The organism is Nitrospirillum karajorum (genome assembly GCF_036348415.1).
Taxonomy (GTDB): Bacteria; Pseudomonadota; Alphaproteobacteria; order Azospirillales; family Azospirillaceae; genus Nitrospirillum; species Nitrospirillum amazonense_B.
The window spans coordinates 1-18,370 of sequence record NZ_JAZBQB010000004.1 but is presented as its reverse complement, the minus strand read 5'-3'; the positions used below and the strand labels follow the sequence as shown (position 1 = coordinate 18,370).

At 57.9% G+C, this 18,370-nt stretch carries 18 protein-coding genes, 4 pseudogenes and 1 other annotated feature; of the genes and pseudogenes, 15 read left to right on the top strand and 7 right to left on the bottom strand.

What is annotated here, in order from left to right:
• Positions 1-4: 4 nt before the first annotated feature.
• A pseudogene (locus UCD39_RS25915) lies at positions 5-699 on the bottom strand (IS3 family transposase); the annotation flags it as partial.
• Positions 296-412: a sequence feature (AL1L pseudoknot), on the bottom strand. It overlaps the preceding pseudogene by 117 nt.
• A 482-nt stretch (positions 700-1,181) precedes the next feature.
• Here UCD39_RS25915 and UCD39_RS25910 point away from each other — a divergent pair.
• The 10 genes and pseudogenes from UCD39_RS25910 to UCD39_RS25870 form a co-directional block, all read left to right on the top strand.
• Positions 1,182-1,667, top strand: a pseudogene (locus tag UCD39_RS25910) (IS1595 family transposase); the annotation flags it as partial.
• Positions 1,668-1,813: 146 nt separating this feature from the next.
• Entirely contained in the window at positions 1,814-2,518 is a 705-nt protein-coding gene (locus UCD39_RS25905) for a hypothetical protein (RefSeq protein WP_330498536.1), read from the top strand.
• Positions 2,519-2,558: 40 nt separating this feature from the next.
• Entirely contained in the window at positions 2,559-3,047 is a 489-nt protein-coding gene (locus UCD39_RS28625) for an NAD-dependent epimerase/dehydratase family protein (protein ID WP_442943711.1), read from the top strand.
• Positions 2,992-3,633, top strand: a complete 642-nt coding sequence (locus UCD39_RS25900; RefSeq protein WP_330498946.1) for an NAD-dependent epimerase/dehydratase family protein — start codon at positions 2,992-2,994, stop codon at positions 3,631-3,633. Before UCD39_RS28625 ends, UCD39_RS25900 begins: the two co-directional genes overlap by 56 nt.
• A 2-nt stretch (positions 3,634-3,635) precedes the next feature.
• Positions 3,636-5,642, top strand: a complete 2,007-nt coding sequence (locus tag UCD39_RS25895; protein WP_330498535.1) for a glycosyltransferase — start codon at positions 3,636-3,638, stop codon at positions 5,640-5,642.
• Positions 5,643-5,668: 26 nt separating this feature from the next.
• Positions 5,669-6,826, top strand: a complete 1,158-nt coding sequence (locus tag UCD39_RS25890) for a glycosyltransferase family 2 protein (RefSeq protein WP_330498534.1) — start codon at positions 5,669-5,671, stop codon at positions 6,824-6,826.
• Between the two features lie 294 nt (positions 6,827-7,120).
• The gene (locus UCD39_RS25885) at positions 7,121-7,897 is read left to right on the top strand and encodes a sulfotransferase domain-containing protein (protein ID WP_330498533.1); all 777 of its coding nucleotides are present in this window, start codon (positions 7,121-7,123) and stop codon (positions 7,895-7,897) included.
• A gap of 295 nt (positions 7,898-8,192) precedes the next feature.
• Entirely contained in the window at positions 8,193-8,522 is a 330-nt protein-coding gene (locus UCD39_RS25880; protein WP_330498532.1) for a hypothetical protein, read from the top strand.
• A gap of 5 nt (positions 8,523-8,527) precedes the next feature.
• Entirely contained in the window at positions 8,528-8,872 is a 345-nt protein-coding gene (gene tnpB, locus UCD39_RS25875) for an IS66 family insertion sequence element accessory protein TnpB (RefSeq protein ID WP_442943727.1), read from the top strand.
• 56 nt (positions 8,873-8,928) lie between these two features.
• Entirely contained in the window at positions 8,929-9,141 is a 213-nt protein-coding gene (locus UCD39_RS25870; protein WP_330498530.1) for a hypothetical protein, read from the top strand.
• Here the strand turns inward: UCD39_RS25870 and UCD39_RS25865 are convergent.
• Genes UCD39_RS25865 through tnpA form a run of 4 tightly spaced genes read right to left on the bottom strand, consistent with a single transcriptional unit; the run spans position 9,103 to position 12,161 of the window.
• Positions 9,103-9,789 (bottom strand): YecA/YgfB family protein, encoded by a 687-nt coding sequence (locus UCD39_RS25865; protein WP_330498529.1) that lies wholly within the window; start codon positions 9,787-9,789, stop codon positions 9,103-9,105. The genes UCD39_RS25870 and UCD39_RS25865 overlap by 39 nt on opposite strands.
• Positions 9,786-11,366 carry an IS66 family transposase gene (gene tnpC / locus UCD39_RS25860; RefSeq protein WP_330498528.1) on the bottom strand — a complete coding sequence of 527 codons (1,581 nt, stop codon included), beginning with the start codon at positions 11,364-11,366 and terminating at the stop codon, positions 9,786-9,788. Before tnpC (UCD39_RS25860) ends, UCD39_RS25865 begins: the two co-directional genes overlap by 4 nt.
• Positions 11,367-11,424: 58 nt before the next feature.
• Complete coding sequence (gene tnpB / locus UCD39_RS25855; protein WP_330498527.1) at positions 11,425-11,778, bottom strand: IS66 family insertion sequence element accessory protein TnpB; 354 nt, start codon at positions 11,776-11,778, stop codon at positions 11,425-11,427.
• Positions 11,775-12,161 carry an IS66-like element accessory protein TnpA gene (tnpA, locus tag UCD39_RS25850; RefSeq protein WP_442943710.1) on the bottom strand — a complete coding sequence of 129 codons (387 nt, stop codon included), beginning with the start codon at positions 12,159-12,161 and terminating at the stop codon, positions 11,775-11,777. The genes tnpB (UCD39_RS25855) and tnpA overlap by 4 nt, the downstream gene beginning before the upstream one ends.
• A gap of 70 nt (positions 12,162-12,231) precedes the next feature.
• On the opposite strand from tnpA, the pseudogene tnpC (UCD39_RS25845) reads away from it, so the two are divergent.
• Both tnpC (UCD39_RS25845) and UCD39_RS28620 read left to right on the top strand, forming a co-directional pair.
• Positions 12,232-13,401 (top strand): annotated as a pseudogene (tnpC, locus tag UCD39_RS25845) (IS66 family transposase); the annotation flags it as partial.
• A 20-nt stretch (positions 13,402-13,421) separates the two neighbouring features.
• Positions 13,422-13,574, top strand: a pseudogene (locus UCD39_RS28620) (IS5/IS1182 family transposase); the annotation flags it as partial.
• A gap of 32 nt (positions 13,575-13,606) precedes the next feature.
• On the opposite strand, the gene UCD39_RS25835 reads toward UCD39_RS28620, so the two are convergent.
• Together UCD39_RS25835 and UCD39_RS25830 are read right to left on the bottom strand one after the other, a co-directional pair.
• Positions 13,607-13,804 (bottom strand): hypothetical protein, encoded by a 198-nt coding sequence (locus tag UCD39_RS25835; protein ID WP_330498525.1) that lies wholly within the window; start codon positions 13,802-13,804, stop codon positions 13,607-13,609.
• 147 nt (positions 13,805-13,951) lie between these two features.
• Positions 13,952-15,127, bottom strand: a complete 1,176-nt coding sequence (locus UCD39_RS25830) for a glycosyltransferase family 61 protein (RefSeq protein WP_330498524.1) — start codon at positions 15,125-15,127, stop codon at positions 13,952-13,954.
• A gap of 279 nt (positions 15,128-15,406) precedes the next feature.
• On the opposite strand from UCD39_RS25830, the gene UCD39_RS25825 reads away from it, so the two are divergent.
• The 3 genes from UCD39_RS25825 to ltrA all read left to right on the top strand — a co-directional run bounded on the left by UCD39_RS25825 (position 15,407) and on the right by ltrA (position 18,293).
• Positions 15,407-15,715, top strand: a complete 309-nt coding sequence (locus tag UCD39_RS25825; RefSeq protein WP_330498523.1) for a transposase — start codon at positions 15,407-15,409, stop codon at positions 15,713-15,715.
• Between the two features lies 1 nt (position 15,716).
• Positions 15,717-16,229, top strand: coding sequence for an IS3 family transposase (locus UCD39_RS25820; protein WP_330498522.1), 513 nt, complete (start codon positions 15,717-15,719; stop codon positions 16,227-16,229).
• Between the two features lie 549 nt (positions 16,230-16,778).
• Positions 16,779-18,293, top strand: a complete 1,515-nt coding sequence (gene ltrA, locus UCD39_RS25815) for a group II intron reverse transcriptase/maturase (RefSeq protein ID WP_442943709.1) — start codon at positions 16,779-16,781, stop codon at positions 18,291-18,293.
• The last annotated feature ends 77 nt before the right edge of the window (positions 18,294-18,370 follow it).

The following is an 18,370-nucleotide window of genomic DNA, read 5'->3' as shown; positions in this document are numbered from 1 at the left end:
ATACGTTGACGTGGTCCAGCGGACAGGGCGCCGCCATGTCGCTCACCGTCGTCTTCACCGGCTTGCCCCGGATCACGCCCCGCAAACCCATGCCCCGCATCAGCCGGGCGACCGTGCAGCGCGCGACGGCGTGGCCTTCCCGCTTGAACTGGTGCCAGACCTTGCGCACGCCATAGACGGCGAAGTTCTCGTCGAACACCCGCCGTATCGCGACCTTCAACCGCGCGTCCCGCCTGGCCCGCGCCGGCAGGCGGTCCGGGTTGGAACGCCGCGACGCATGCCGGTGATAGGTGGATGGCGCGATCGGCAGCACCTTGCAGATCGGCTCGACGCCATAAACGTCCCGGTGATCAGCGATGAACCGGATCATGGCTTGAACCGGCGGTCGAGCTCCGCCTGGGCAAAATACGCCGATGCCTTGCGTAGAATCTCATTGGCCTGCCGCAGCTCCCGGTTCTCCCGCTCCAGGGCCTTCAGCCGCTCGCGCATCTCGGCGCTCATGCCGTCTGGTGCCGTGACAGCTCCGGCAGACTGCCGCAGCCATCGACGAAGCGTCTCCGGCGTGCAGCCGATCTTGCCGGCGATCGACACGATCGCTGCCCATTCCGATGCGTAGTCGCCCCGATGGTCCTGTACCATACGGACCGCACGTTCCCGCAGCTCAGGCGAAAACGACTTCTGTTTGCGATGCTCGTCCATAGCTCCATCCTCTCATATGGGTAGAGCCTCCGGCAAACTCGGGGCGGTTCAGTTCACCCTCAAAATACCTGTCTGATTCCGGGCCGGACTCTCAGGAACTTAGGTGCACTCGCCGCTTGGATATGCTAATAAATGCGCAGAATCGGAAGTGGATGGTGCAAACATGGCTCCGTTAAAAGTCCCCTCGAGTAAACTCGCAAACCTAGATAAATCTGATTTGACCAAACGTATTGGAGCCGAGGAACGGGCTGCTCTAGCGGCATCTCTCCAAGAGTTTGAGACAACTAACAAGCTCGTAAAGGAGCTTGTGGCGAGGCTTGCTTCTGTTAAGGCGGACATCTCGCTTTATAAACGTCAATGTTCTGAGTTGGAATTTGAGATAAATAGGCTTATGTAGTGGCGGCTTGTCCCTGAGGCTCTTGAGCATCAATATCTGGCGCTTGGAGTGGCGTGGCATGATAGAACATATGGCGGACAGATAAGTGCCGAGAGGTCCCGCCACACTCGACTTTCCCCGCTCTATCCCGGAGTTTCAGCATCGGTTCGCCGACGAGGCGGCGTGCACGGCCTGGTTAGTGGCGGCGCAGTGGCTGGACGGGTTCTGTTGTCCTGGCTGCGTGCGCGGTCGGGCGTGGAGACTGAGCACCAATGCCTGGACCTATAAGTGCCGCCAATGTCAATGACAAACTTCGGTTGCGGCAGGGATGGTAATGCACGGTTCCAAATTGCCGCTGTCCATGTGGTTCTGGGCGGCCTATCCGTGGCCACGCACACCAGCGGCCGTCGGCCCAGCAGATAGGCCGGCAACTGGGGCTGGGATCTCGCAAGAGCGCCTGGTTGCTGTTGCGCCAAGCTGCGCCTGGCTATGGTCGATCCCGGCCAGGCCTTGCTGTTCGGCATGGTCAAGGAGGCCGCCGAGACCCAAATCCCCCACCGGGACCAAGGATGATCCGCCGGCCGGCGGCGAGGTAATCGACAAGGCACTGGCTCGTCTGCGCTTGTCACATCAAGTCCACCACGTACAACATATTGATATCACCGAAAACTCAGGGTTAAGCTGCTCGTGGTATTATCTTTTGAGGCTTTCGTTGAATTAGAAAGGTAAAGAGGAAAAATGCTACCAGATATCGACTCTATTTTGGCCGAAATGACACTTTCAGATCAATATAGCGCTAATTTGCGAGTGGTTGAACTGGCAACCGCCATTTCTCAGCATACTTCCATTCTTGTAGAGGAACGGACAAAGCGTGATGAGTTGTCGACGCGTCTTGAATTTGCTCGCTCCCGTGTTGGCGGCTCAACAGGCGCCGAATCCCAGCACTTAGTAGTCGGTTTTGGAGATGGCGCCGAAAGCGAAACTCAGTTTTTATCTGTAAATTCCGATGAATCTTCTAATAATTCTATGGTTGGAAACTTAGAAGATAAAATTCGAGACGATCTGGCTGCAGTGTGTTACATTGAGGAGATTTCTGGTCGAGCATTGAACGATCATTCTGAGTCCGAGATCATAATTTCAGGATCAGAGGATATTGTTATTAGGGGCTGGGCGTATTCGGAACAGAAGATGGAATCATTTGAGCTCATTGGTGTTCGACTGGTCGGGGAGGCCTCGGTACTCACCCGTATGGCTACTCCCTCTGAGCGTGCAGATGTAGCTTCTCATTTTCATTCATCATCTCTCCTTATGACGGGATTTTTCTTTTGTATAGACCGCACAGAAATGTCGGAATCCCGGTACGACCTTGAAATATTTGGTAAAGTACGCGACCAGGTCGGAAAGACAACGCATATAACACGCATCACTAGACGAGAAGGTTGAAATGTTGCTGTATTATATTAAAAAACCTGCGGGGTGAAATATGTCACGTTTTACAGTAATCACAGGCGGCGCTGGTTTCATTGGCACGGCGCTTTCTCACCAACTTAGTCTAAGGTCAAAAAATATTGTCGCAATCGATAGTATGCATCCACAGGTCCACCGTTCTTCACAACGGCCAAAGGATTTACACCCATCAGTCGAACTAGTTGTGATGGATATTAGAGATCGCAACGCCTGGCGAGATGTTTTTGCTCGATATGAAATCGGCACGTTGATTCATTTGGCTGCAGAAACGGGCACTGGACAATCTCTTGGAGAGAGTGCTAGGCACGCTGGTGTCAATGTGTTTGGAACCACTGTAATGCTAGATGCACTCTCAGATGCATCAATTATTCCTGATCATATAATTTTGGCTTCCAGTAGAGCGGTGTATGGGGAGGGAGCTTGGCGGTCCAATGCCGGTGTAATGTTCTATCCAGAATCTGCGCTCTCACGATCAGTTATCAAAAGGGCATTGGGATGTCATTGACGAACATGGCCTTAGAGCTGAGCCTGTTCCTCACAGAGCGGGACATGTATTTCCTAACCCAGCGAGTATCTACGGAGCTACTAAGTTAGCTCAAGAGCACATCCTGCAAGCATGGAGTGCCGCAAAGAACGTTCCGCTCTCGATATTTCGTCTACAGAACGTCTACGGACCTGGACAATCACCAATCAACCCATACACTGGTATCATCACTTTTTTCCACCAAATCGCTGCAAAGGGCAACGTCATCGAGGTTTACGAAGATGGAATGATCGGACGCGATTTCATCTTCATTGGGGACGTAGTCAAAGCCATCGAAGCAGCATACGTGAAACCCGCCGTTGGAAGAAGATGCATTGACGTTGGCACTGGCGTCGCGAATTCGATAGTATACGCCGCGAAATCTATCTCGTCCCTCTATGGAGCCCCAGAACCTGTAATTACCGGTAAATTTCGTGACGGCGACGTTCGGTGGGCTGTCGCAGATGTAAGTGCGCTGCAAGAGGGGCTGGGTATTACCGCTTCGGTTGGCTTTGAGAGCGGCATGTCCATGGTGCGTGAGTGGTTGACTGAAGAGAAAGTGATTTGATCATGGAACAGATTCATAGTACTGATATTGCGACGAGTGGTGTAGAAAACGACTTGAGTTCTACAATTGGTTTCTTTATCTGGATTGAAGAATCTCCGCGAGATTGGATTGAGTGCGTAAGGTCAATTTCGGGAAGCGGGTCAACGGGTGTCATTTTTATTGCTTTTGCACACAATACTGACCGTGAATTTCTGCTATCCCATTTTGGAAGCTTAAAGGATGTTAAGCTAATTCCACCCGAAAGCTTCAATGTAGGACTTTCCGAGATTTGGGATATGGATTTGCTTGGCGTTGCTTTCTTACTGTCACCCACTGTGCTACCAAATTCGTTTTTGACGAACGCTGCTTATTGGATCAAGAATGATCCGAGGGTGGCAAGTGTGTCGTTTCTTTCAAACGCTGGCGGATTTTTGAGTTTTCCCTATAGAAATACCCCTCACCCACTCGCGCCGGATGGTTACGATCAAACCACTTTGACGTATCATCTGCGCGCTCGTCACTCTATCGGCCAGCGAAGAGGAGTTCCCATCCCCGTTGCACAAGGTCCGGTTGTTGTTTTGTCCACAAATGCCTGGAATCTATGTTCCGAGGATGGAGATAGCTCCGGTAGGGACGTAGAATTTCTATTGGAGGATATTTCATTAAGATCGGGAAGACGCGGATTAGTAAACTATTTAGATCCCTATACATTTGTGTTCCGAGTATGGCCGCCGAACTTTATGGTAAGAGAAAATGAGCGTATGACTGTGCGGCGCGATGCGCTTAATCGCAGGCATCCATTTTATCCCATTTGTTATGACATTGAGATGCAGCGCAGTGATTCGGTTCTTGCTCAGGCTCTAGATGTTGCCAGGGCCCAAACTAATGGTCTTCGAATCCTCATAGATGGGTCGGCGCTTGGGCCAAAGGAGATGGGCACGCAACTTGTTATTTTGCAGCTCTGCAAAGAGCTTTGTACGCTACCAGTTGTTCAACGTCTCTTTCTTGCTGTCCCACAACCTGACCGGTTGCCGTCTTATGCGCAGGAACTGAGGAATCTCGATAAGCTGATTTTAGTCAAAAGCAATGGATTGGAATTTCCTGACGCTGACTATGTTGATATTATTCACCGCCCATATCAACCTAGCGAACCAATTCCTTGGCAAAGATGGTCCTCTATTTCAAAAAGGATTGTAATAACCATTCAGGATTTAATTGCCTATCGGAATGCGTCTTACTTCCCAAATTGGCAGAAATGGGACGATTACCGATCGAATTTTCGCCTTCAGGCTTCACGAGCTGATGCCATTTTTAGCATTAGTAACGATGTAGTATCCGTAATACAAGAAGAGAGAATGCCAATAGAAAGAGATCGTATTTTTGTTGTTGAGAATGGTGGAGATGCTCGTTCCCCAGATCAGCCGGTTCGTGTTCCACGGGTAATTGCTGAGCGTGGCTGGACCGGGCGGCGGTTTCTCGTCGCAATAGGAGCTACTTATGCTCATAAGAACAGGGATTTTACGATAAGGGTTTGGGCTGAACTTCGTCGAATGGGGTTTGATATTGGCTTAGTTTTGGTAGGAGCAACAGTGCCATTTGGTTCATCGAGGGTTGAAGAGGCACTGATCTCAAGTAAAACGCCTTGTGATAGTTTAATTGTTCTTCCAGAAGTTGAATCCCTTGAACGAAATTGGCTTCTTAAGCACGCATCTTTGGCGATGTACTTGACATCAGCCGAAGGGTTTGGACAAGGGCCATTTGAGGCAGCTTGTATGGGGGTTCCGACGTTGTTTGTATCTTTTGGACCTCTTCGTGAATTACTACCAGACACGGTGACTTGCGGGTCCTTTCGAGTTGACGAACTCGCCGCGCAGGCGGTAACTCTGCTGACTTCACGTGACGCGGCACAAAAAAGCATTGCGACGATAATGAAGTCAGTGGAGCGTCTGTCTTGGAAGGCTACCGCGAAAAAGACGGTGGACGCCTATTTTGAGGTCCTTGACATGCCAGCCCGCGCTGGATGGCGTTAGTTGTTACCTGAACGGGAGTGTGCACAATGAAGCCTAAAGTTCTACACGTTATCACAGTATACAATGGCAGGAGTTTTGTCCCCAGGGCAATAGAGAGCGCTGTGTCGATGGATAAAACTGCTGCGTCAGTAGATGTTCTTGTACTTGACGACGCGAGTCCAGAGGCCGGATGGAGCGAGGAATTGAAGGCCTTTTGTGATAACGTCGGTGCTTTGTATTATCTTGCTCCGAGGAATCTCGGAATTCCGAGGAATGTTTCTCTCGGTCTTATGGTGGCTGTTCGAGGGAATTATGATTTTGTTACAATTAATAATTCTGATGTAATATTCCCTCGCAATTTGATTACGTGTATGGTTGAGGCTTGTAGACAGGACAATGTTGGGTCTGTGACCGCTTGGTCGAATAATGTTTCGATTTATAGCTTGCCGAACGTTGATCCAGATCGGTATCTTGCAAACGCGGATACCGTAAACTTTGTTTCAGATGCGCTGTCCAGAAAGTACGGTGGGCAAGTTCTGGATGTTCCGGCTGGGATTTCGTTCTGTATAATGATGCCCGTTGACGTCGTAAGAGATGTTGGCGTTATGGATCCAATTTTTGGTCGTGGCTATTGTGAGGAGACGGATTGGAGCCTGAGAAGCTTAAAAAAAGGCTATAGAGTAACGTTAAGTACTGGTGTGTTTGTTTATCATCGTGGAAGAGGTTCAAATCTTGCTGCGGGGCTTGTGAGTGGAGCGCATACCACAGTACCAGAGAATGAAGATATAATTGATCTACGATATCCTGATTTTCGGAAGAATGTTGAGGCGTTTATCCGCTCTGGTGTAATGAATGATCTGAAGGAAAAAGCTGTTGATATTATATTGGAACAAGCGGCTTCTAAATTTGGATATGAAATAGTGTGTGGCTGGAAGGCGGATGGTACGGCTTCGGAATGTGGGCGGCTGAAGGCTTCCATTCTAAATCAAAATCTCTCCTGTCAGTTAGTTTACAGCGCATTCGGTTTTGAGCAGAAATGGCCATTAAAGTCCTTTGGCGATCTACGTCACGTTGTGCGTAGATTCGGAACCGAAGGCTTAGTTAGCTGTGAATTCGATCTAACGGATTCGGATTACGTTGGGCTGGGCGCGTCTACTTTGGACAAATTGTCACACTGGGATTGGTATCCACCGTCGGCTGTTTAGCCCCGGATTGGACTTGCTCTGGGTGCCGTTCCGCGCGGGTCTCCTGACATCAGCGACACAGGACGAACCGATTTTATCAGAAACTCACCCTCAAGCGGGGCTCTTCGAGGTGTGGACCTGCCGGCAACCGGTGACAAGTCGGGTACTCTTCTCTCCATGGCGGGCGTGAACTCAATTGATCCGTGGTGAACTGTTTCTGCGCTAGAATCATACACGATTTCAGCGATTTAACCTCACACTTGGCACTCCAGCCTTACCTACTCTAGTTAGCCAAGCAAAAGATATGGATCCGAAATGGGAACTTTAGGGATTTACTCATTCCCAAGATCTGGAAGTAACTGGCTTCGCAAGATCGTTCACGAAATGCTTAGGTTGGCCGGAGGGGCAGGAGATTTTGACGTCAGAGTTGATGCTCCTGACATTCATACCGAATCGTACAACGATCGAAGAATTTTTCGTATCAATGATGAAGACTGGTCGCTCTACAAGTCACATGGGAAGAGTCCAGTTTACGCCATTAAGGGGGAAGACATAAATACAGATATTTATATTTATATTTTACGCCATCCCCTGGACGTGTTTTTGTCTCATTTGAACTACGCTTACATCGAGAAATCTGGATTCCAAGATAGAATGTACATCGATATCGATACCGTTCAGAATCTTAAAAGAAGCAGAAATCTCAAGTATTTCTTCTCTTCGTTCATGCTTCATGGAACTATAGATCCAACCTTTGTGGAGGCTGGTAGTTGGTTTGAATCTGCTGAAAATTGGACCGATCTGTCTAATAAACACGATAATGTTTTTTTAATAAGGTATGAAGATTTGTGTCGTAATCCCTTGGTCGCGCTTTCAACTTTAAAGCGGTGCCTCCCCTGGTCTTCAGATGACATTGTAACATCTTCTCTTTTTGCCGCCAATGCATCGAGTCCTAAAGATGGCAAATTTAATTGGCAACAGCGCCCAGGCTACTTTGAGAAAATGCTGCCCAAGGAGATGCAGTCTGAATTTTTTTCAGTACATGGGGAGCGCGCTATGAGGCATGGGTACGGCCCGACGATCGTAATATGAAGAGGCCATACTACTTATACCAACGAGCGTTAATTACGACCCATGTGCCCAGCGTCGAAGTCCAATGGACATGATGCGGTAAGGCTGTTCGACGAGTTTGTTCCATGCGTGGCAGCAGTGGTCGACGATGTCGTCATAGTGTAAGCGTCCGGCCTTGGCCGTGTTGCGCCTTTGACGATGGCTGCGGAAGCTTGGCCGTCGAGATTCCTTCTGGAGGGGTCCAGAAAGAGGGAACGTGGCGGGGGCGACACTGCTGGCGCGTCGGCGGCGCTGAACGACGGAAGAGAAGGCGGCGTTGCTGGCCGAAGTTGACGCGGCGGGCGGCAAAGTGCCGGTGGTGGCGGAGCGATACGGCCTTCCCCGCAGCCTGATCTACAACTGGCGGGCGGCGCAGAAGGCAGCGGCGGTGTTTCGGTCTGAGGCGCCGGTGGAGTTCCTGGCGTTGGGGACTGTCGCGGACGCAGAGAGCCCGCCGCCTGAAGCGGAGGCGGTGGTTCCTTGGGAACGGAGTCGTTCGGGCCTGATCGAGGTCGAGCTTCCCAGCGGCGTGCGGCTGCGGGTGGACACGTCCGTCAACGAGAAGGCGCTGTCGCGGGTGGTGCGGGCCTTGAAGGCAGCACTTTGATCAGCGTGGCGCCCGGCACCAAGGTCCACCTGGCCTGCCGTCCGGTTGACCTGCGCAACGGCTTCGACGGCCTGGCGGCCAAGGTGCAGCAGGTGCTGAGGGCCGACCCGTTCAGCGGCCATCTGTTCCTGCTCCGGGGCAAGCGGGGCGACTACCTGAAGGCACTGTACTGGGACGGCTCTGGCTTGTGCCTGTTAGCCAAGCGACTGGAGAAGGGCCGCTTTGTGTGGCCGCCTATCGTGGACGGCGGGCTGGTGCTGAGCCCGGCGCAACTGGCACTGCTGATCGAAGGCATCGACTGGCGGCGCACCGTGGTGCCGGAGGCGACGGTGGCGCCCAGCTTGCTGTGAGGCCTTGATTCCGCTTGGATTCTGGTAGGTTGGGCGGGCGTTTGGTAAGATGGGCCATGTCACTCGACACTGCCGATCTTCCGTCCGACCCGGACGCGCTGCGCGCCTTCGCCCTGGCCTGCCAGGCGGAGTTGCGGGCCGCCAAGGCCGCCGTCCGGCTGACGCGGCTGGAGATCGAGAAGCTGAAGAGTAAGCGGTGCGTGTGCCCCACCGGCGTAACGGTTGACGGCTCAGTTTGCGCCGCAGCAGCGCTTGTATTTCTTGCCTGATCCGCAGGGGCATGGGTCGTTGCGGCCGACCTTGGTCTGGCGGCTGGGCGCTGGCTTTGCGGGTGGGCGTGCGGCCCTGATCTTGGCGATCTTGTGCAGGACGAGGATGGCGCGGGGGATTTGTCCGGCGGCCTCATCGAGGCGTTCGTCGATGTCCTCGGCGGGGACGAAGGCGCCGTCGTCGAGGTCGATGAAGCCGACGAAGGGGGTGATGACCGCCTCCAGCCGTTCATCCCCAGCAAAGGCGGTCCAGCCTTCGGGCGCCATGGCCATGGCCCGCCAGAAACCGGAGACCCATTCCCGGACGGCCTGGTGGGTGGGCTTTTCGCCAGCGTCCAGGAAGGCCGGGCGATAGTCGCAGACCCGCTCCGTTTCCAGCCGTTCAAGGCCGGCGTCGATTTCGCTCAGGAGGCTGTTGTAACGGGTCATCAGCGTGCCGAGCACCGCATGGAGGTCGGCGTCGTTGTCGAAGACCGGCTCCTCATCGCCCCAGAGGGCGGCGATCCAACGGCTGGGCGGGATCAGGTCGGGCGCCACCACGACGCCGGTCAGATAGCCCTCCAGCGCCAGCGGCGACAGCGCGCTTTTCGGTGCCGCCGGCGAGGCGAGGAGGCTCAGCCAGGCGGTGGATGAGGAGGCGATGGTCATGCCGCGGCCCTCACCGCAGTGGCCTGCGCCTCGGCCCAGGCCCACGGCGTGAGTTCGGCCAGCCGCGCGTTGGGCCATCCGTCGACCAGCCGGGTCAGCACGTCGGCCAGATAGGGCTCCGGGTTCACGCCCTGCAGCTTGCAGGTTTCGATCAGCGAGGCGATCACCGCCCAGTTCTCCGCTCCCCGGTCGTGACCGGCGAAGAGCGCGTTCTTGCGAGTGAGGACCAAGGGCCTGATGCTCCGTTCCACCGTGTTGGAATCAATTTCTATCCGCCCGTCGTCCAGGAAGCGGACGAGCCCGGTCCATTGGTTGAGCGCGTAGCGGATCGCCTCGGCCGTCGTCGATTTGGCGGACACACGGCCGAGCTGCTGCTCCAGCCATCGCTTGAGGTCCTCGACCAGCGGCCGGCTCCGGGCCTGGCGGGCGGACCGCCGGTCCGCTGCCGGGCTGCCCCGTATCTCCGCTTCGATGGCATAAAGCCGGGCGATCCGCTGCAACGCCTCCTCGGCGATGGGTGCCGGTCCCGTCTTGGTGACGTCGAAGAAGTCCCGCCGCAGATGCGCCCAGCAATGCGCGATCCCGATGCCGGCGCGGCCCGCCACCGTCTTGTAGACGGTATAGCCGTCGGTCTGGATGATGCCGGTGAACCCATCGAGCACGCCGGCGGCATGCTTGGCGCTCCGGCCGAGGGCGTAGTGATAGACCACCGCCGGCGGATCGCCGCCCCGCCAGGGCCGGTCATCCCGCGCCAGCGCCCAGAAGTAGCCGCTCTTGGTCCGGCCCCGGCCCGGATCGAGCACCGGCGCCTTGGTCTCGTCAACGAACAGCTTGCCGGAGCGCAACAGGTCGGCGCGCATCAGCCGCCATACCGGCGTCAACTCGGCGGCGGCATAACCCACCCAGAAGGCCAGCGTCGAGCGATCAATCACGATGCCCTGCCGGGCGAAGCCCTGGGCCTGCCGGTAGAGCGGAACGTGATCGGCGTATTTGGCGACCAGCACGGCCGCCACCAGCCGCTCGGTCGGCAAGCCGCCCTCGATCAGCCGGGCAGGTGCCGGGGCTTGGACCACGGCGCCTGAACAGGCGCGGCAGCCATAACGGGGCCGGCGGGTCACGATCACCTGGTAGCGCGCCGGCACGATATCCAACCGCTCCGACCGATCCTCGCCGATCACATGCATGGTCCCCTGGCAGCAGGGGCAGGCCGTGTTCTCTGGCGCCACCACCACCTCGACGCGCGGCAGGTGCGGCGGCAGCACCCCGCGTGCCTTGCGGCGCTCACCGGTTCGCCGCCGCTTCAGCGCGGGATCATCCTTCTCCGCCACGGCCTCGGTCTCAGCCCGGGCCTGCTCGACGTCCTCCAGCGCCAAGTTGAGCTGGTCGGCATCCAGCCGTTCCGACCGCGAGCCGAACTGCATGCGCTGCAGTTGGTGGATGAGGTGGCGTAACCGGTCGTTCAGGTCCTCAACCCGCCGGCGCTCCGCCCGCTCAGCCTCCAATGTCTCCGCCAGCGCCAGAACCTGGGCGCGTAAGGCCTCGACATCGGCCGGAAGGGTGTCGGGATCGATCCGCATGGCAGGAGCATTTATAGCACGGAATCAGCCACTTGGCATCATATGCCCAACGGTCGGGCTATCCCGCAACCTTCGGGCGCCCCTGTCGCGGGACATGCAGCCGGCTCCAGTCCAGCCCGGCCAACAGTGCCTCCATCTGGGCGCCCGACAGCCGCATCACCCCGTCGGTGATCGGCGGCCAGCGGAAGCTGTCGGCCTCCAGACGCTTCCACACCAACACCAGCCCGGTGCCATCCCAGACCAGCAGCTTCAGCCTGTCCGCGCGCTTGGAGCGGAACACGAAGACCGTCCCTGAGAACGGGTCCTGCGCCAGCACCTCCTGCACCAGCGCCGCCAGGCCGTCGGCACCGCGCCGGAAGTCCACCGGCCGCGTCGCCACCAGAACCCGGATGCCGGACGGGGGGATGATCATCCCAGCCGCTTCAGCGTGCGCAGCACCCGCGCCAGCAGGGCCGGGTCGGTATCGCCGCCCACGCGGATCACGGCGCCCGCATAGGTGATCTCGATGCCCGGACCCCTTGGTGCCGCCATCCCTTCCGCGACCACGGGCGCGAACGTGATGCCAGCCGCCTTCTCCCCGCCGCGAAGTTCCCGGCGCCACGCATACAACTGGTTCCGATGCATTCCGTGACGCCGCGCGACAGTGCTCGCCACCGCGTCCGGCTCCAAACTCTCCGCCACGATCCGCGCCTTCTCCTCCGCACTCGAGCGACGCCGACGCTCAGGCCCGTCCAGCACATCCGCCGAATACGGCGTGGGCTCATTGATTGGCAAATTAATGGGCAAACGATCCAACCGGGCCTCCTTCGACAGGCCCGATCATCGCACGTCATGGGATATCGGACGACGTGGGGGTAAAACGGCGCTTACCGAGGACGTGACGGAAGTGCTGGACTATGTGCCTGGCCGCTTCCAGGTGCTGCGCCATGTCCGGCCCAAGTACGCCTGCCAGCGGTGTGACCACATCAGCCAGGCGGCGGCGCCGAACCTGCCCATCCCCCGTGGACGGCCCAGCCCGGCGCTGTTGGCCCACGTGCTGGTGGCCAAGTATGGCGACCACCTGCCACTGTATCGACAGAGCGCCATCTACGCCCGCGATGGCGTCGACCTGGACCGCTCCACCCTGGCCGACTGGGTTGGCCAGGCCGCCTGGCTGCTGGCGCCCGTCGTCGACGGCATCCGCGCCCATGTCTTCGCCGCCGACAAGATCCACGGTGACGACACGCCCGTCCCGGTGCTGGCGCCGGGTAACGGCAAGACCAGGACCGGGCGGCTCTGGGTTTATGTCCGGGACGACCGGCCCTTCCAGGGAACGGCCCCTCCGGCCGCCGCCTACTTCTACAGCCCCGACCGCAAGGGCGAGCGGCCGCGTGACCACCTGAAGGGCTACACCGGCTTCCTGCAGGCCGACGGCTATGCCGGGTTCGAGGAGTTGTACGAGCCCGGCCGGACCAAGCCCGGGCCAATCATCGAGGTCGCTTGCTGGGCCCACAGCCGCCGCAAGGTGTTCGACGTGTGGCAGGCCACGAAGTCGCCGGTGGCCAAGGAGGCGTTGGACCGCATCGCTGTCGTCTACGCCATCGAGGCTGCAGCCCGGGGCAAGCCCGCCGAGGAGCGGCGTGCCCTGCGCGTTCGCACCAGACCGCTGCTGGATGAGTTCTTCACCTGGGCTCAATCCGCCGCCACCCGGCTGTCCGGCAAGTCGGCCCTGGCCGAAGCCTTCCGCTACATCCTTAAGCGCCGGGCGGCCCTGACCCGCTTCCTCGACGACGGTCGTCTGGAGGCCGACAACAATCGCGCCGAAAACAGCCTGCGTGCCATCGCCCTGGGCCGGAAAAACTGGACCTTCGCGGGTAGCGACACCGGGGGGGAGCGCGCGGCCAGCCTCTACACCCTGATCGAGACCGCCAAGCTCAACGGCCTCGATCCGGAGGCCTATCTTCGTGACGCGCTGGCCAGGATCGCCGATGGCCACCCGATCAACCGCATCACCGAACTGATGCCCTGGGTGGCGGCTGTCACGCCCCCATCATAACGGACCAGGCCGGACGCTTACTCAAGGGTCGCAGCGGCGATCGCATCAACGCAATCCTCGCCGCCGCCGGCTTCAACTTCCACCTCCTCGTCAGGTGGCTCAAATACCTTTGGCGTGCCCTCTTCCTGGCTCTCCAAACTCAAAGCAAAATGGCCCTGATCAGCTCCAATTGAGCCAATCAGGGCCATTCTTCACAGGCGACTGGCTATTCGGGCGCGATCCATCGCTTGAGCAGTCCGGGATTGTCCTTGTGGATCTGGACCAGGTCGTTAAGCGTTTCGATGCCGAAGTCGGTGAAGGCCATGACGGTCTCTTCGCCTGGGCCGTAGACCCAGATCAATCCGTCTTCCTGGCCCATTTCGGAAGCGACGTCCCATAGCCAGTCCTCGTCCTCGCCGAGCAACTGGGCAACGCGGGTGATGGTCTGGACGTGATGGACCTTGTTGTGACCTTCACCGCCAGGCAGCCACGGCGGGCGTTGCTGTCGCCTTGGGTGTCCAGCGCCAGGGCAGCAGGTTGAACTGATGTGTTATGCTTATTTACAAGAATATTACCCTAGAATCGCAGAAAGCGCATTCTTCAAGCGTTCGACTCCAATAAGAAAATCATTGCGTCCCATGGAGCTATTGGTAACGACCCGGCCGAAGACTTCGGCGTATGCCATCCCCATCTGTCCGGCGATATCCCAGAAGAATGGATCAACGAAGTCGCCAGGCGATAGGCAGATCGCGGTGGCTTCAGGGGCGCAGAAGAGGAGGTTGGTCAGCGCCGCCCCTTTGACACCCATGACCACTTCAGCGGAACTGAACAGGTGTGCCTGGTCCGCCAGGGACATGCCGTTGGTGAAAACCGTTTTAAAGCCATGCTGGTCCAACAGCCCGCTCAGTTCGTCTTCGTTGGCGAGTCTGCGTGTGTCGGCATCCGCCCGCGATAGGTAAAGGCGCTGCCCTTGGACCACCTGTGTTCCCTGTTCTACGAAGGCGGCCTTCAGCTTCGCCATCGCTGGAGGCCATTTAACCATGGGGGGGCGGTGCAGGGGTGTGACATAGAGCAGATTGGCGAACCGCCAGGTGGCCGTGTCCGGCATTTCGATGACGCGGGCGCCGGGACAGATTTTATCAATCGTTTCCCAGACGATATTCCGCTGAAGCGGGCTCTCGTTGGCGCCGATGACGACGGTTAGGGGGGTGGTGATAATCTGTTCCGCAAAGTAGGCCAGGATAGTCGCGCTATCAACCAGCCAATGGCCATAATTCCGATGCCAAGGCCGTTTCACCAGAATACAAGCTTCTTCTATTATAGTGTCGGGTTGGGCTGCGAAAGTGAATCCTTGTCCAGTCTGATCACGCTGAAAGCCATCCGGCACCTGATTGTGCGCCAGGTATTCAAGCGCGCTTTCTTGAACCAGCAAGCCATTGCGCGTGACTACGGTTCCTTGCCCGGAAACATAGGCATCGGCCAATATCGTGGCGTTTACCTCTGAGTAAAATTGCTCAGATATGGACGTGTTGTATTTAAAATTTTCCACCACTTGCGGGCTGATGTGAAAGGTGTCCATCAGCGCCATGGGCCGGCGTGAATAACTGCCCCTCGGCGCCAATTGGCTGACGTGCTTGATCCCTGCGGCGTCACGATACGCCTGGTCAGAGCCGTTAATCATGGCCTCGAGACCGCCGACGGAGAGTGAGTCGGGAACGCCGGACACGTCAGGGCCATGATCAACCATCAAATGCCTCAATATCATCTTCGGAAGAGCGGATGCCCGAAGAACCACCCAATGTCACCGATTATCCGCGGTCCCAGCGTTAACATTGTTATGGCTTTTGGCGCAATCCGACACAACCGGAGAGTTTTGTGCCGGCTTCATCATCCGTTTCCCGGCACAACGGCCAGGCTTGCCTGAATTGCCCGATGACGGTCAGCGGATAGGAGGTGCATTGAACTGAGCCTTCTCCGAATTGGTGGACACCTTCGCTAAGCTCGGCGACGAGCCAGGAAGTTTCCCATGATGACAGCCCGCCGTTCGTTCACGGATGAATTCAAACAAGAGGCCGTGGCGCTGCTTGAGAGCAGCGGCCGACCGCTGGAGCACATTGCCCGGGAGCTGGGCATCCAGCCATCAATGCTGCGGAATTGGCGCCGTCGTGTGGGTCGGCTTGGGCAGGCGCCGCAGCTCCCCAAACAGCAGGCGGTGCCTGCCCAGGCCGTTGCCGATCCGGCTGCTGAGATTGCTCGGCTGCGCCGCGAGAATGAACGCTTGAGAATGGAACGGGAGATTCTGGAAAAAACGCTCTCCATCTCTCGGAGCCCCTGAAATGGGGTTCCAGATCATCGAAGATTGCCAACATGACTACCCGGTCTGGATGCTTTGCTCAGCCTTGAACGTGTCGCCGTCTGGATATTACGCTTGGCGGCAGCGGCCGGAAAGTAACCGTGCGATAGCTAACCAACATCCACTGGCGGATATTCGTCGCATTCATGATCACCATTGGGGACGGTACGGCGTGCCGCGCATCCACGCCACCCTGCGAGCCGAAGGCCACGCCGTCAGCTGGGGCCGCGTTGAGCAACTGATGCACCGCCACGGTATCAAGGCCAAGAAGTCCAAACCGTTCCGGGTGTGCACCACCGACAGCAAGCATGACTTGCCCATCGCTCCCAACCGCCTGGACCGCGACTTCGCCCCCGCCGCGCCCAATCAGGTCTGGGTGACCGACATCACGTTCAGTGCGCCTCGTCCCGGATGGTCCGGGGTGCATATGACTGGAATGCCAAGGAGAAAGGAGGAATTGAACGAACGCCCTGCCCTCTGCTGTGAGGGGGCCTGAGCCCAAGCGGCGGTGACCTGCCGTCAACTGGCAGGGTGACGTAGCCCGCAGGAAAAGGGGATTGAGGCGAAGCCGTTACGCCGAGATGGTCCCCGAGGCTGAAGTGCTGGAAGGTCGAGGAACACGAACCGGTTAAACCGCATCCGAGGGCTGAAATGTCGCCTTCGCCTACACGGCTTAACAGGCGGAATACCGATGGTGACGTCGGACACGTAAGCCGGCGGCATCCGAACTCGGGCACAGATGTAAGGCGCCCCGAGGGGACCATGGGGAGAACGCAGCCAGACCATGGGTCGGTGTCGACTTGCGGGACGCAAGGACAAGGACTGCGACCGGCAACCTCCCCAGCGCGTGAACGTCCAGCATATGAACGAGGGAAGGCGTGATGGAATGCCAAGGGAGTTGGCCCCGATGCCCATCACGCTGGCGGAGTCCTCGTAGTAGTCCGCGACAGGGAAAGCCTGTCACATGGCGAAGGAGGACAGTTCAACCGGCTTGGCGCGCAAACTACCTGACCCAACGAGGTGAAGACCTTTGATAATCAGCGAAATGCAGCACAAGCTCGCGACATGGGCCGAGAGCGACCCGAACCGCCGGTTCGATCGCCTCCTCCGGCTCGTGGCTGATCGGGAATGGCTTGCCGAAGCCGCCCGGATCGTCCTGGCGTCGAGTGGCGCCAAGACACCGGGCATTGACGGAATGGACAAGCGGTGGATGCAGGCTGAACTGGCGGAACACCTGGCCAGCCTGCGAACGGACCTGCTGTCGGGGGACTACCGTCCACAGCCGGTCAAGCGACTCTATATCCCCAAAGCCAACGGCAAGACGCGACCACTGGGTATCCCGACCCTGAGGGACCGCATCGTCCAACGCGCGATGCTGATGGCCATGGAGCCGATCTGGGAAAGCGACTTCCATCGCCTCTCCTACGGCTTCAGACCCGAACGCAGCGTGCATCACGCCGTCCGGACCGTGAAGCTCCAGTTGCAGGATGGGGACGTGGGAACGAGGGGCCGCTGGATCGTCGAAGGCGATCTGGCGAGCTACTTCGACACGGTTCACCACCGGCTTCTGCTTCACTGCGTCCGGCGGCGCATCCGGGATGATCGGTTCACCGATCTGCTCTGGCGGCTCCTGAAGGCGGGCCACGTTGACCGTGGCCTGTTCGTGGCGTCGAGCGAAGGGGTTCCGCAAGGCGGCGTGTTGTCGCCGCTCCTGTCCAACATCATGCTCCATGAGTTTGATGAGTGGCTGGAGGCGAAATACCTGAGCGCGAAAGCCCGCAAGGACCGCTGGGCCTGGAACTTCGGCATCCAGCAAGGGCGCCCCATCGCGGTTCGGGAGAACCGGCAATGGAAGCCCGCTGTCGCCTACTGCCGCTATGCCGATGACTTCGTCGTCATCGTCAAAGGGACAAGGGCGCAGGCCGAAGCCATCCGCGAGGAATGCCGGGCCTTCCTGGAAGGTCGCCTGAAGCTGACGTTGAATATGGGCAAAACCCATGTCACCCACGTCGACGACGGGTTCGTCTTCCTCGGGCACCGGATCATTCGCAAGCGGGGGTCGAACGGGGGTATGTCCGTGGTCACCACCATACCCAAGGAGAAAGCCAAGACCTTCGCCCGTCGTCTGGTCGAGGCCCTCTCCGGCAATCATGATGTTGCCGCGGTGGACATGATCGACAGCCTGAACCGCGAACTGGTGGGATGGGCCGCGTTCTACAAGTTCACCGACTTCACGGCGCGCACATTCCGGCGCATCGACACCGTCGTGTTCTGGAAAATGGCGCACTGGCTGGCGCGGAAATATCGCTCCCGCATCAAGCCATTGATGCGGAAATGGTACCAAGCTCCAGCCACCGGCCAGGCGAAGACTTGGCTGGTCTATGGCCGAAGCAATCGGGGAAATCCCGTCGGCAAGGCGTTGCGTCGACTGGTCTCCAGCCAGAAGGCGCAGTTCCGGTGGCGGAACCCGGAGCGAAATCCCTACATCTTCAGGGACGAACTCCGAAACACCGTCACCTCCCGCTATCATGATGTCGCCTTGGCCCTGGGCCAAGGTTGAAGGGAGAGCCGTATGCGCTGAAAGGTGCACGTACGGTTCGGGGAGGGGAAGCGCCCCAGCGCTTCCTACTCCACTGC